11 protein-coding genes are annotated in these 14,118 nt (G+C 64.0%); all 11 read right to left on the bottom strand.

The window, feature by feature from the left end; genetic code table 11:
• Positions 1-146: 146 nt before the first annotated feature.
• Entirely contained in the window at positions 147-2,249 is a 2,103-nt protein-coding gene (kdpB, locus tag ACQY4T_RS18650; RefSeq protein WP_428533775.1) for a potassium-transporting ATPase subunit KdpB, read from the bottom strand.
• Positions 2,250-2,259: 10 nt separating this feature from the next.
• Positions 2,260-3,987 (bottom strand): potassium-transporting ATPase subunit KdpA, encoded by a 1,728-nt coding sequence (kdpA, locus tag ACQY4T_RS18645; RefSeq protein ID WP_428533773.1) that lies wholly within the window; start codon positions 3,985-3,987, stop codon positions 2,260-2,262.
• 131 nt (positions 3,988-4,118) lie between these two features.
• Positions 4,119-4,208, bottom strand: a complete 90-nt coding sequence (gene kdpF, locus ACQY4T_RS18640; RefSeq protein ID WP_428492749.1) for a K(+)-transporting ATPase subunit F — start codon at positions 4,206-4,208, stop codon at positions 4,119-4,121.
• A gap of 288 nt (positions 4,209-4,496) precedes the next feature.
• Positions 4,497-5,897, bottom strand: a complete 1,401-nt coding sequence (gene lpdA, locus ACQY4T_RS18635) for a dihydrolipoyl dehydrogenase (RefSeq protein WP_428533770.1) — start codon at positions 5,895-5,897, stop codon at positions 4,497-4,499.
• Positions 5,890-6,408 (bottom strand): N-acetyltransferase family protein, encoded by a 519-nt coding sequence (locus ACQY4T_RS18630; RefSeq protein WP_428533768.1) that lies wholly within the window; start codon positions 6,406-6,408, stop codon positions 5,890-5,892. The genes lpdA and ACQY4T_RS18630 overlap by 8 nt, the downstream gene beginning before the upstream one ends.
• Position 6,409: 1 nt before the next feature.
• On the bottom strand, positions 6,410-7,495 hold the full coding sequence (locus ACQY4T_RS18625) for a glycosyltransferase (RefSeq protein WP_428533766.1): 1,086 nt from the start codon (positions 7,493-7,495) through the stop codon (positions 6,410-6,412).
• Between the two features lie 27 nt (positions 7,496-7,522).
• Complete coding sequence (locus ACQY4T_RS18620; protein ID WP_428533764.1) at positions 7,523-8,893, bottom strand: pyruvate dehydrogenase complex dihydrolipoamide acetyltransferase; 1,371 nt, start codon at positions 8,891-8,893, stop codon at positions 7,523-7,525.
• Positions 8,894-8,908: 15 nt separating this feature from the next.
• A complete protein-coding gene (locus ACQY4T_RS18615) occupies positions 8,909-10,300 on the bottom strand; it encodes a pyruvate dehydrogenase complex E1 component subunit beta (RefSeq protein WP_428533762.1) in 1,392 nt (463 codons plus the stop codon).
• 3 nt (positions 10,301-10,303) lie between these two features.
• Positions 10,304-11,314 (bottom strand): pyruvate dehydrogenase (acetyl-transferring) E1 component subunit alpha, encoded by a 1,011-nt coding sequence (gene pdhA, locus ACQY4T_RS18610; protein ID WP_428533760.1) that lies wholly within the window; start codon positions 11,312-11,314, stop codon positions 10,304-10,306.
• 297 nt (positions 11,315-11,611) lie between these two features.
• On the bottom strand, positions 11,612-12,451 hold the full coding sequence (locus ACQY4T_RS18605; protein WP_428533758.1) for a polysaccharide deacetylase family protein: 840 nt from the start codon (positions 12,449-12,451) through the stop codon (positions 11,612-11,614).
• A gap of 36 nt (positions 12,452-12,487) precedes the next feature.
• Entirely contained in the window at positions 12,488-14,047 is a 1,560-nt protein-coding gene (locus ACQY4T_RS18600) for an ABC transporter substrate-binding protein (RefSeq protein WP_428533756.1), read from the bottom strand.
• Between the last annotated feature and the right edge of the window lie 71 nt (positions 14,048-14,118).

Raw genomic sequence — 14,118 nt, 5'->3', positions numbered from 1 at the left:
TAAGCAAAGAATTTTAACGCGGATGCACGCGGATAAACACGGATCGACTGAACAAAGGCCGCCGAATTCTTACCTGCCAATCTGTGCCCATCTGCATTAATCCGCGCGTATCTGTGTTGAGATTCCACGACCGATAAGGCCTCTGGCTAAGCCAGCCCCATCGCCGTCACCGCCATATCGATCAGCTTGATGCCAATGAACGGGGCAACGATCCCTCCCAGCCCATAGATCAGCAGATTGCGCCGCAGCAGCGCGGCAGCGCCGATCGGGCGGTACGGAATGCCCTTCAGCGCCAGCGGAATCAGTGCCACAATGATCAGCGCGTTGAAGATGATCGCCGACAGGATAGCACTCTGTGGATTGCCCAGCCGCATGATGTTCAGCGCCTGCAACTGCGGATAGATCACGATGAACATCGCCGGGATCATGGCGAAATACTTCGCGACATCGTTAGCGATCGAAAACGTGGTCAGCGCGCCGCGAGTCATCAGCAACTGCTTGCCGATCTCCACGATCTCGATCAGCTTGGTCGGATCGCTGTCGAGATCGACCATGTTGCCGGCCTCACGCGCCGCCATGGTGCCGGTGTTCATCGCCACCCCGACATCGGCCTGCGCCAGGGCAGGGGCGTCGTTGGTGCCGTCGCCGCACATCGCCACCAGCTTGCCTTGCGCCTGCTCGTCGCGGATCAGCTTCAGCTTGGCTTCCGGCGTCGCCTGCGCCAGGAAATCATCGACCCCAGCCTCGGCGGCGATCGCCGCGGCGGTCAACGGATTGTCGCCGGTGATCATCACCGTGCGGATGCCCATCCGGCGCAGTTCGCTGAAGCGCTCGCGGATGCCGCCCTTGACGATGTCCTTCAGGTAGATCACCCCGAGCAGCCTGCCGTCCTTGGCGACCGCCAGTGGCGTGCCGCCGGCCTTGGCGATTTCCTCCGCCTTGCCGGTCAGTTCCTTCACCGAGGCGTCGGACACGGTGGGACGCACCGCGGTGGTCACGCCGCCGTTCTGCCCGCCATTGCGCGGCGAGCGGACCCAGTTCAGCACCGCGTCCACCGCGCCCTTGCGGATCGACGATCCCTCGAAGTCGATGCCGGACAAGCGTGTCTGCGCCGAGAACGCAACGAACTGCGCGCCCATCGGTGCCATCTCGCGCCCGCGGATGTCGTATTTCTCCTTCGCCAGCACGACGATCGAGCGTCCCTCCGGCGTCTCGTCGGGCAGCGAGGACAATTGCGCGGCATCGGCCAGTTCGACCGGAGTGACACCGGACAGCGGAAAGAACTCGGTCGCCTGGCGGTTGCCCAAGGTGATCGTTCCGGTCTTGTCGAGCAGCAGCGTATCCACATCCCCCGCCGCCTCCACCGCTCGGCCTGACATCGCCAGCACGTTGAACCGCACCAGCCGATCCATGCCGGCGATGCCGATCGCCGACAGCAGCGCCCCGATCGTGGTCGGGATCAGCGCGATGAACAGTGCCACCAGGATGACCACCGAGATCGACCCGCCGGCATAGGTGGCGAAGCTGGGAATGGTGGCGACAGCAAACACGAAAATCAGCGTCAGGCCGGCGAGCAGGATGTTCAGCGCGATCTCGTTCGGTGTCTTCTGCCGCTCGGCGCCCTCCACCAGCGCGATCATCCGGTCCAGGAAGGTCGACCCTTGCGCCGCGGTGATGCGCACCTTGATCCAGTCCGACAGCACTCGCGTGCCGCCGGTCACCGCCGACCGGTCGCCGCCGCTTTCGCGGATCACCGGGGCGGATTCGCCGGTGATGGCGGATTCGTCGATCGAGGCGATGCCCTCGACCACCTCGCCGTCACTGGGTATCAGGTCGCCGGCGGCAACCAGCACGAGGTCGTTCTGCCGCAAATCCGGCGCGGCGACGGTTTCGGTTCCCGTCGCGGTGACCCGGTTGGCCATGGTGTCGGTGCGGGCGCTGCGCAGCGAGGCCGCCTGCGCCTTGCCGCGACCCTCGGCAACGGCTTCGGCCAGGTTGGCGAACAGCACGGTGATCCACAGCCACAGGATGATTTGGAAGGTGAAGCCGATATGCGCCCCCCCGGTCAGCAGGTCGCGCAGGAAGATCACCGTTGTCAGGGTCGCGACGATCTCCACCACGAACATCACCGGGTTGCGGATCATCATTCGCGGGTCGAGTTTGCGGAACGCCTGGCCGATCGCCGGCAGCAGGATGGACGTGTCCAGCAGGCTGGATTTCGCGTCGCGGGAGCGGGTTCTGGTTTCCATCTCAAATGCCTCAGAAAGTGGTGCCGGCGTGCATCGACAGATGCTCGACGACCGGCCCAAGCGCGAGTGAAGGCAGGAAGGTCAGCCCGCCGGTGATCAGGATCACGCCGACCACCAGGCCGACGAACAGCCCGCCGTGGGTCGGAAAGGTGCCGGCCGATGTCGGCACGATCTTCTTCGCCGCCAGCGACCCGGCGATGGCCAACATCGGGATGATCATCAGGAAGCGGCCGATGAACATCGCCATACCCAGCGTCGCGTTCCAGAACGGCGTGTTGGCCGACAGCCCGGCGAACGCGCTGCCGTTGTTGCCGGTCGCCGAGGTGTAGGCATAAAGCGCCTCGGAAAACCCGTGCGGCCCGGCATTCGACAGCGCGCTCAGCCCGGGTTGGATCACCACCGCGACGGCGGTAAAACCAAGCATCGACAGCGGCAGGATCAGGATGCCGAGCATGGCCATCTTGACCTCCTTGGCTTCGAGTTTCTTGCCGAGGTATTCCGGCGTGCGCCCCACCATCAGCCCGGCCACGAACATCGCCACGATGACGAACAGCAGCATGCCATACAAGCCGGAACCGACACCGCCGAAGATGATCTCGCCCAGCATGATATTGACCATCGGCACCATGCCGGCCAGCGGCGTCAGGCTGTCATGCATGTTGTTGACGGCGCCACAGGACGCATCGGTGGTGATCGTGGTGAACAGCGCTGAATTGGCGATGCCGAAGCGGACCTCCTTGCCCTCCGCGTTGCCGCCCGCCTGCAGTGCGCTGGCGGTCTGATCGACCGGCAGGTGCGCGAACATCGGATTGCCGGCGGCCTCCGACCAGTATGCGGTCGTGACCCCGGCCAGGAACAGCACGCCCATCACCGCGAAGATTGCCCAGCCCTGGCGCTGGTCGCCCACCATGCGGCCGAACACGTTGGTCAGCGCCGCGCCGATCGAGAAGATCAGCAGGATCTGAATCAGGTTGGTCAGCGCGGTCGGGTTCTCGAACGGATGCGCGGAATTGGCGTTGAAGAAGCCGCCGCCATTGGTGCCCAGCATCTTGATCACCTCCTGCGAGGCGACCGGACCTTGGGCGATGATCTGCTTGCCGCCCTGCAGCGTGGTGACGTCGGTGTAGGCGGACAGGTTCTGCGGCACGCCTTGCCACACCATCACCAGGCCGATCACAATGCATATAGGCAAAAGTATATACAACGTGCAACGCGTCAGGTCGAGCCAGAAATTGCCCACACTCTGCGCCGAACGGCGCGAGAACCCGCGGATCAGCGCCAACGCCAGCGCGATGCCGGTGGCGGCGCTGACGAAGTTATGCACCGTAAGCCCGGCCATCTGCACCAGGTAGCTCATGGTGGTTTCCGGCACGTAGGACTGCCAGTTTGTGTTCGTTACGAAACTGACCGAGGTATTGAACGCCAGATCCGGCGACACCGCGTCCAGGTGCTGCGGATTGAACGGCAGCACCGCCTGCAGCCGCTGCAGCGCGTACAGCACGATGAAGCCGGCGAAGGTGAATACCAGCATCGCGACGGCGTAGGTGATCCAGTGCTGTTCGTCCGCATCATCGACTCCGCACAGGCGATACAGGCCGCGTTCCAGCGGCCTGAGCAGCGGCGAAAGCGGGGTGCGCTCGCCGGCGAAGACGCGCGTCATGTAGCCCCCTAGCGGCTTGACCAGGAGCGTGAGCAGAACGCAATACAGCGCGATCTGTAGCCAACCGTTGACTGTCATGGGAGTGGTGTTCCGGGCAACGTAACGTGGCCAAGAGGGCGATCGTTTTTGGTGCCGTCACCAAAAGCGTGCATCGTCCCCTCGAACAATGAGTTGCAGAGCATTATCGGTTCAAACCTCTATCGAATGCCCTAGAAGCGTTCGGGCTTGATCAGCGCGACGACGAGATAGGCCAGGATGAAGACGGTCACCAGGCCACCCAGCGCATAGTCCAACATCATCGGCGTGGTCCTACAGGTGATCGCAGGCGAAGGCGTAAAGCACGCAGGCGTAGAGAAACGCCGCGCCGGTGGCGAGGAAGATCAGGTCAAGCATGGTCGTGTTTCCTTAGGCCGCGCCGCGAACCGGCCGCCGATTGTTCAACGGGCCATCAGATAGACCCGCGAAACTAAAGAAACCATGCGGCTCACCCGACCATCATATAGTATTTCCATATAAAATGGGACGGTGCCTGCCAAAGTGCGATCGCTCTTGGTGGCATCACCAAGAGCGTGAATCGCCCTCTTGGACTAGAAATGGATCGCCCGCTTGTAGGCGTCCAGCACCGCCTCGTGCATCGTCTCGCTAACCGTCGGATGCGGGAACACCGTATTGATCAGCTCGGTTTCCGTGGTCTCCAGCGTGCGGGCAATGGTGTAGCCCTGGATCATTTCGGTCACCTCGGCGCCGACCATATGCGCCCCCAACAACTCACCGGTCTTGCCGTCGAACACCGTCTTGATCATGCCTTCGGGCTCGCCCATGGCGATTGCCTTGCCGTTGCCGATGAACGGAAATTTTCCCACCTTGACCTCGTGCCCCTGCTCCTTGGCGCGGGCCTCGGTCAACCCGACCGAGGCGACCTGCGGCCGGCAATACGTGCACCCGGGAATGTTCAGCACATCCATCGGATGCACATCGTTGAGGCCGGCGATCTTTTCCACGCACAGCACGCCTTCATGGCTCGCTTTGTGTGCCAGCCAGGGCGGCCCGGCAAGGTCGCCGATGGCATGGACGCCGGGCTCGCCGGTGCGGCAATATTCGTCGATCACGACATGGCCGCGATCGACCTTCACCGCGGTGCCCTCCAGCCCAAGATTCTCGACGTTGCCGACGATCCCGACGGCCGAGATCACCCGATCGACCGTGATCTGCTGGCTCTTGCCGCCGGCCTCGACCGTTACGGTAACGTTGTTAGCGCCCTTCTTGGCGGCCTTCACCGTGGCGCCGGTGATGATCTTCATGCCCTGCTTCTCGAACGCCTTGTGCGCGAAGCTGGAGATTTCCTCGTCCTCGACGGCGAGGATGCGCGGCAGCACTTCAACCACCGTCACCTTGGCGCCCATGTTGAGATAGAAGCTGGCGAACTCGATCCCGATGGCGCCCGATCCGATCACCAGTAGCGATTTCGGCAACATCGGCGGCACCATGGCGTCCTTGTAGGACCAGATCAGCTTGCCATCGGACTCGATTCCGGGAAGCTGGCGGGCGCGGGCGCCGGTCGCCAGGATGATATGTTGCGCTTTCAGCGTGGTAACGTCCTTGCCGTCCTTGCTGACCGACACCGTCTGCTTGCCGGCGAGCTTTCCGGCACCGTCGAACACGGTGACCTTATTCTTGCGCAACAGATGCGCGACGCCCGAGGACAGTTGTTTCGCCACCGCACGCGACCGTTTTACTACCTTGTCGATGTTGAAGCGAGGCTCCACCGCATCGAAACCGAATTCCCCGATATTGTGCAGCAGTTGGTTGATCTCGCTGGTGCGCAGCAGCGCCTTGGTCGGGATGCAGCCCCAGTTCAGGCAGATGCCGCCCAGATCTTCCCGTTCCACCACCGCGGCCTTCATCCCCAACTGAGCGGCACGGATCGCGGCGACGTAGCCGCCCGGGCCGCCGCCGAGGACGATCAGGTCGAACGCTTGGTCAGTCATGCGAAGTTCCTTCCGCCAGCGCGGCGAGCGCGGCGCCGTCCAGCAACAATGTGTGCCAATCCTTGATCGATTCGGCTCCAATACGACGATAGAACTCGATCGACGGTTGGTTCCAGTCCAGCACACGCCATTCGACGCGACTGCAATTCTCCGCCTCGGCACGCCGCGCCAGCGCGCGCATCAGGGCGATGCCGATGCCGCTGCCACGGTTGGCCGGATCGACGAACAGGTCTTCCAGGAAGATGTTCGGCCGCAGCTTGAAGGTGTTCAGCGTGTAGTAGAACAGCGCCAGACCCACCGGCTCGCCGGCAACCTCCGCCAGAAGTGCGTGGGCGCGGGGCAGGGTGCCGAACAGCGCTTCGCGCATTTCGGCCTCGGTGGCCGTAACCTCGTGGCCCATCCGTTCATACTCGGCCAACGCTCGGACTAGGCGCAGGATGTGGCCGACGTCGGTCGCCGTGGCGTTACGGATACGGAACCGAAAATTCGCAGGATCGCTCTGAGAAAGCACGTTAGTACTCCGAACCATGGCGCAACGCATCCGCCTTTCCGGGACGCGCCACCGTAACGATCGCGGCAACCATATTTCGGACGTATTGTTCCGTCGTGTAACATCGCTCGAAACGCCCAAGCGCGTTTTCGGCAAGCCGATCCCGCAGCGACGTGTCCTCCAACAACCGCCTTATGGCGGTCCGCATTTGCTGGACATCCCCGATATCGACGAACAAAGCATCCTCGGTGTCGGTTGCGTATTCAAGCGTTGTCGTTGTTCGGGTGACGACCACCGCCTTCCGCAGTGCGCTCGCCTGCAGCAGCACCATTTGCCCAGCGGAGACATCATCGGCGGCAAGCGGCACGACGACGAACAAGGATTTAGCCAACATGTCTATGTAGTCTCCGCCGAAGCAGTCTCGGATCACCGTTATTTGCTCGTTTTGCGTGATGCCGGCCACCGAACTCGCCAGATTGCATATGATGCGCAGCCTGCATGGCAAGCCTTCGATGGCTTTTGCCAGCGTCGTGTAGTCCCTTCCGGAACGACCGGCGGTAACGATGTCCGCGGTTTCAGTCCGGTTTCTGTATTTCGCTATAACTGCCCGATGGTTTGTCACGGTGGTGCCATAGGGAACGCAAGCGAAGCGGCAGCGCGCGCGGGGAAAGGCTGCGGCATATTGAACGGTTTCGGCACGAGAGTGGCAGATGGCGACGTCGATCAACGAAAGTATAAAGCCGAAGTAGCCATGAGTTGCCGCCCTCAAGACAGGCGATCGGCGCGGCGCGATGATCAGCGTTTCGTATACGATAATCGTGCGAAGCCGAAGCAGCGTTCGAATGAGGCCGAAAATCAGCGCTTCGATATCGGACCCGACGACTGCCGCTACCGGACGCGGCCGGCTCAGCAGCAATGACCGGATAGCCGAACCAAGCGCGACCCACATCATGCGCGGATAAGCCACGAAAAGTCGCTCCGCCAATGTCGTGTAATTCCGGTCGACCTCGGAAGCAAAAAACCGATGCGGTAGCTGACAACGGCGCAGCTCGACCGCAAACGGATGCTCGCTTACGTCATTGGCGTAATGCGGAAAGAAATGCAGCATCAGCGTGATTGGGTCCTTCCGACCCCGCTACAGCAGCAAACTCAGCGGGTCCTCCACCACCTGCTTGAACGTCCGCATCCAGCTCGCCCCCAGCGCGCCGTCGGCAACGCGGTGATCGACCGACAACGTGCAAGTCATCACCGTCGCCACTGCAAGCTCACCATCGGAGTTCACCACCGGCCGCTTCTTGCCCGCCGCCACCGCCAGGATCGCCGACTGCGGCGGATTGATGATCGCGGTGAATGCCGACACGCCGAACATCCCCATGTTCGAGATCGAGAACCCACCGCCCTGGAATTCCTCCGGCTTCAGCTTGCCGGCCCGCGCCCGCCCGGCCAGATCCTTCATCTCCCGGCTGATTGTCGCCAGCCCCTTGGCATCCGCGTGGCGAATGATCGGCGTGATCAGCCCGTCCGCAATCGAAACCGCGACACTGATATCGACATCGTCGTAGAACGCCATGCCGTCGTCGGTCCAGCTCGCATTCACCGCCGGCACCTTGCGCAACGTCGCCGCCGCCGCCTTGATCACCATGTCGTTGATGGTGACCAGGTAGGCGCCCGGCTGCTCCTTCGGCGGCGACTTGGCGTTCAACTGGCTCAGCAGCGCGATCATCGCGTCGATCTCGATGTCCATCGAGACATAGAAGTGCGGGATCGTCGCGGTCGACTCGCTCAGCCGCTTGGCGATCACCTTCCGCATCGACGTATGAGGGATCAGCTTGTGCGGCGCGCTGACCGCCGGCGCGGTCGCGATGCCGATCGGCGCCGCGGCGGGCGGCGCAACCGCCGGTGCCGGCATCGACGCCGCCTTTGCCTCGACCGCGCCGCCATTCCGAGCCGCCTCGATATCAGCGCGCACGATCCGCCCGTTCGGCCCGCTGCCCTTTAGCCCGGACAACGCGATCCCCGCCTGCGCCGCCATCCGGCGCGCCAATGGCGAGGCAAAGATCCGCTCGCCGTCAGCGGCGTGGCCGTTAGCTGCCGCGGCGCGCTGTGGCTTCGGCGCCGGCGGTGCGGAGGGCCGGGCAGCCGGCTGCGCAGCCGCCGGCTTCGGCACCGGCGGCGGCGCAGCCTCAGCCTGCCTCGATGCAGCCGGCGGCGCGGCCTGCACCGGTTTCGCCGCCGGTGCCGGCGCCTGGTCGGGCACTGCCTCGCCGTCACCCACCAGCACTGCGATCGGCGCGTTGACCTGCACGTTCGCGGTGCCGTCCTCGATCAGGATCTTGCCCAGCACGCCCTCATCGACGGCCTCGACTTCCATCGTCGCCTTGTCGGTCTCGATCTCGGCGATAACGTCGCCGGCCTTGATCGTCTCGCCTTCCTTCTTCAGCCAGCGGGCCAGGGTGCCCTCAGTCATCGTCGGACTCAGCGCCGGCATCAGGATATTGGTCGCCATAAGTAACGCTCCCGCTCAGACGATTTTCTTCACCGCATCGACCACCCAGTCGGGCTGCGGCAGCGCCAGCTTTTCCAGGTTCGCAGCGTACGGCAGCGGCACGTCTACGCCATGCACCCGAACCGGCGGCGCATCCAGCCAGTCGAACGCGTGCTCGACGATCTGCATCGCGATCTCGGCGCCGATGCCGGCGAACGGCCAGCCTTCCTCCACCGTCACCAGCCGGCTGGTCTTCTTCACGCTGTCCACGATGGTCGCGGTGTCCAGCGGGCGCAGCGAGCGCAGATTGATCACCTCGGCCTCGATCCCCTGTTCCGCCAGCGCATCGGCCGCCTTCAGCGCCACCCCGACCATGATGCTGAACGCCACGATGGTCACGTGCTCACCGACCCGCTCGATCTTGGCGCGCCCGATCGGCACGACGAAATCCTCATCGACCGGGCATTCAAAGGTCTGCCCATACAGGATCTCATTCTCCAGCATGATCACCGGGTTGGGATCGCGGATCGCCGAGCGCAGCAGACCCTTGGCATCGGCCGACGACCAGGGCGAGACGACTTTCAGTCCCGGCACATGCGCATACCAACTGGCATAGCACTGAGAATGCTGGGCGGCGACCCTGGACGCCGCGCCGTTCGGCCCGCGAAACACGATCGGACAGCCCATCTGGCCGCCCGACATGTAGAGCGTTTTGGCCGCGCTGTTGATGATCTGGTCCATCGCCTGCATGGCGAAGTTGAAGGTCATGTACTCGACGATCGGCCGCAACCCGCTCAGTGCCGCGCCGACCGCCATTCCGGTGAATCCATGCTCCGTAATCGGCGTGTCGATCACCCGCTTCGGGCCGAACTCGTCCAGCAGCCCCTGGCTGATCTTGTAGGCGCCCTGATACTGAGCGACCTCCTCGCCGATCAGGAATACGTCGCCGTCGCGCCGCATCTCCGCGGCGATCGCGTCGCGCAGCGCCTCGCGCACGGTCACCGGCTTGCTCGGCCCCCAATCCTTCTCCGGAGCCGGCGCCGCCGCCAGCGCGTCCTGGCGCTGCCCCTTCGCCCCCTGTTCGGCGATCGCCGCCGGGTCGGCACCCTGCGTCGCCACCTTCGGCAGCGCGGCGGATTCCTTGCGAACCTCAGCCGTTGGCGCTTCCGCCGCCGAGACATCCTCGCCGTTCAGGCTCAGCACCGCGATCGGCGTGTTGACGGCAACACCCTCGGTGCCTTCGCCCACCAGGATCCGGGCCAGCGTGCCCTCGTCAACCGCCTCGACCTCCATCGTCGCCTTGTCGGTCTCGATCTCGGCGATCACGTCACCGGCGCGGACGTCATCGCCGACATCCTTCAACCAGCGCGCCAGCTTGCCCTCGGTCATCGTCGGTGACAACGCCGGCATCAGGATCTGCGTCGCCATCGTTCAGCCCTCCAGCATCACGTCGGTGTAGAGCTCAGCAAGCTCCGGCTCCGCACTGGCCTGCGCGAAGTCGGTGGCGTCCTGGATGATGCCCTTGACCTCGTCGTCGATCGACTTGATCTGCTTCTCCTCGACATCCAACTGTTCCAGCCGGCGCCGCGCGCTCTCGATGCAATCATGCTGGGTGCGCATCATCTGCACTTCCTCGCGGGTGCGATACTTCGCCGGATCCGACATCGAATGGCCGCGATAGCGATAGGTCTTCACCTCCAGCAAATACGGACCCTTGCCAGCGCGACAGCGCGCCACCGCCGCCTCGGCGGCTTGCTTCACCGCCAGCACATCCATGCCATCGATCTGTGACCCCGGAATGCCCCACGGCGCGCCGTTCTTCGACAGGTCGTGACTGGCCGACGCACGCTCCACCGAGGTGCCCATGCCGTACTTGTTGTTCTCGATCACATAGACCACCGGCAGCTTCATCAGCGCCGCCAGGTTGAAGCTTTCGAACACCTGGCCCTGGTTCGACGCCCCTTCGCCAAAGTAAGTGATTGCCACCCGGTCGTTGCCGCGATACAGGTTGCTGAACGCCAGCCCGGTGCCGATGCTGACCTGCGCGCCGACGATGCCATGGCCGCCGAAGAACTTCTTCTCCTTGCTGAACATGTGCATCGACCCGCCCTTGCCACGCGAGTAGCCGCCCGACCGCCCGGTCAGCTCCGCCATCACGCCGCGCGCTTCCATGCCCGTCGCCAGCATGTGGCCGTGATCGCGGTATGATGTGATCACCTGGTCGCCATCGCCCAGCGCCAACTGCACCCCGACAACGACCGCTTCCTGGCCGATATAGAGGTGACAGAACCCGCCGATCAGACCCATGCCGTAAAGCTGCCCGGCCTTCTCCTCGAAGCGCCGGATCAACAGCATCGAGCGATACGCCTTCAGCAGCGTATCGCGGTCCACCGCGCCGTCCTTGGTCTTGCCGCGTTTTCTCGCCTCGGCCGCCTGCGCCATTTCGACGTTCTCCCGCCACTGTAGCATCGTCGCGCCGGCCGGAACGGCCCAAGCGCGGTCGCGTCGCTCGCTCACTACCGGCATATCGGCCGGCCAGACAAGCGTGCCAAGGTAAAAAACATAGATGATGCAATGCAATAGTGACTGTTAACCGAAAACCGGTTAACTGCTTGTCCCGACGGTGCGCGGCAAGCCGTCCGTGCATCGGCCATTGCGCTATACCGCCTTCGGGCGAAATTTAATGGCGCCCAACCGGCGCTATTCGCAAAGAGCTTGCCCGCCCGGCTGCTAGACAACTCAGGTGGCGACTGCCCACAGCGCCGCAAGTTCCGCGTGGTTGGTGACCCAGCAGTGCGGGCTGCGTTGCACCACGTCCAGCGCATCCAGCAACGCCAGCGCGCCATACGGCCGCCCGAACACATGGGCATGAACGGTGATGTCCAGACAGCAGAACGGACTGCCCAGCCGCGGCCACCCGTCGACGATCCGGGTCAGGATCCGGGTGAACGCATCCGGTTCGTTTCCGTATCGGACGTACAGCGGCATGTCATTCACCTCCATGGTGAACGGCACCCCGACCAGCGGCCCCGACGGCGTCCGGATCAAATACGGCAGATCGGCATCGAACATATCCGCATGAAAAACAAACCCCTTAGCCGCCAGCAGCCCCGAGGTCGCGGCACTCGGAGTACATCGCGGGCTGAGCCAACCCGCCGGCGGCGACCCGGCGGCGCGGCTGATCACCGCCACGCAACGCGCGATATCGGCAACCTCTTCCTCCGGCGTCAGATAGGCCGGCACGGTGCCCTGGCTCCAGCCATGCGCCGCCACCGAATGGCCGCGCCCGGCGACCGCCGCCGCCAGCGCCGGAAACTGCTCCGCCACCACACCCGAGGTGTAGAACACCGCCCTGGCGCCCTGCCGATCGAGCAGATCGAGTAATCGCCAGGCGCCCACCTTGGCGCCGTAATCCGCCCAAGACCGTGCCTGCAGATCGACCGTGCCGGGTTTCAGCAGATTGCCCATCGGTCCCATCCCCGGAGCATCCGGCGCCGCCCAACCCTCCAGCATCACGCTGACCGAAATCGCCAACGGCCGGTCCGCCGGCCATCCAGGCGGCGCCTGCACGTCATCCATGTCGCATCTCCTCAACCGGTTCCGCCCTGGGCTGGTCTACCGCCGCTCCACGTTCCAGAACACCGGGAAGGCAAACGGCACGAGACCGTGCAGATTCGACCGATAGGCGGCTGGCGCCGAGAACTGGCCGCCCAGCACATAGTTCACATTACGATGGAACTCCGCCTGGATCCGTGCGGCAAGATCCCGCCGCTGCTCGTCGCCCGCGGCCTCGGAATAGCGATGCAGCAAATCGGTCAACGCCTGATCGCAATACCAGCCGGGATTGTGCTCTGAGCAGTTGTTCGACACCGCCGGGTCGGACAACGGATTGACCAGATCGATACCGTTCCAGACGATCGGCGCCACACTCCATCCGCCCTGGTCCACCGGCGCCTGGCTCAGCCGCCGCTGTGCCACCGTGGCATAATCCGAGGTGCGGACGTCGACCTTGAAGCCGGCCTGCCGCATTTGATCGGCGATCACCAGTCCGGTCGGATTGAGCAGCGCCGAACTCGCCGAATGCAGCAGCACGACGGGCTCGTTGTGATAGGCCGCCTCGTGCAGCAGCGCCCGGGCGCGATCGATCCCGGCGCCACGGTAGACCTCGGTCCCGGCATCCGTCGTGCCTGGCGCGTCGCACATGTAGATCGAATGGCACGGCCGCGTCATGTCTGCGGGCAGGCCTAGTGAGGCGAGCACATCCGGCTGCCCGATCGCCGCCTGCAATGCCCGCCGCATCAGTACGTTGTTGAACGGCGGCTTCGCGTGGTTGATGTTGACGATCGACATCATCTGCTCGACGCCGCGCTGCGACGCGACGGTGATGGCAGGATCTTTCCGCAGCGTATCGATGAAGTCGAATGGAACGATCTCCAGCAGATCCAGTTCCCCGGTCTGTAGCGCGGCAACCCGCGTCGCCTGATCCGGCACGCTGATTAGATCGACCTCGTCGAACCAGACCTTCTTGCCGCCAGAAAGCCCGTCTGCCGGTTCGTCACGCGGGCGATACAGAGAGTTGCGGTGGAAGATCGCTCGCTCGCCAGGCCGCCACTCGCCCGCGTCGAACACGAACGGGCCCGACCCGACGATTTCCGGCACCGCGGTGTTGGCATCCAGCCGGGCCAGCCGCGCCGGCATCATCACCGGGATGGTGTGGCCCGGCTTGCCGAGCGAATCGATAACGAAAGCAAACGGCCGGTTCAACCGCAGCAACAAGGTCTTCGCATCGATCACGCTCAGGTCCCGCGTCGCCTGCATCAGTTGCCCGCCGATCGGCTCCCGCTTCGCCCAGCGCCGGATCGAGGCAACGCAATCCTCCGCGGTGACCGGCGTGCCGTCGCTCCAAACCAGACCGTATCGAATCCGGAACGTATAGCTCATGCGATCGTCGCCGATCTGCCAGCCATCGAGCATTTGCGGATGGTAATGACCCTCGCGGTCGATCCCCACCAGCGTGTCGAACACCAGATACGCGAACACCCGCGTCGCGTTGATCGTCGTCACGATCGGGTCGAGCACCTGCAGTTCGGTGTTCAGCGAAACCCGCAGGATCCTGTCATCGGCGCGAACCGTGCCGCAGGCAAACGACAGCAAGCCGGTCAGCGCCAGAGCCACGACAATCGGGATCTTGACGATGCGATGAAGTGGCGAGCCTGCTCGATGGAAGGGGACCGCTTGCCGCGAGA

Origin of the sequence: Rhodopila sp. (assembly GCF_965277825.1) — a bacterium.
Taxonomy (GTDB): Bacteria; Pseudomonadota; Alphaproteobacteria; order Acetobacterales; family Acetobacteraceae; genus Rhodopila.
This window is presented reverse-complemented; position numbering and strand designations above follow the sequence as displayed.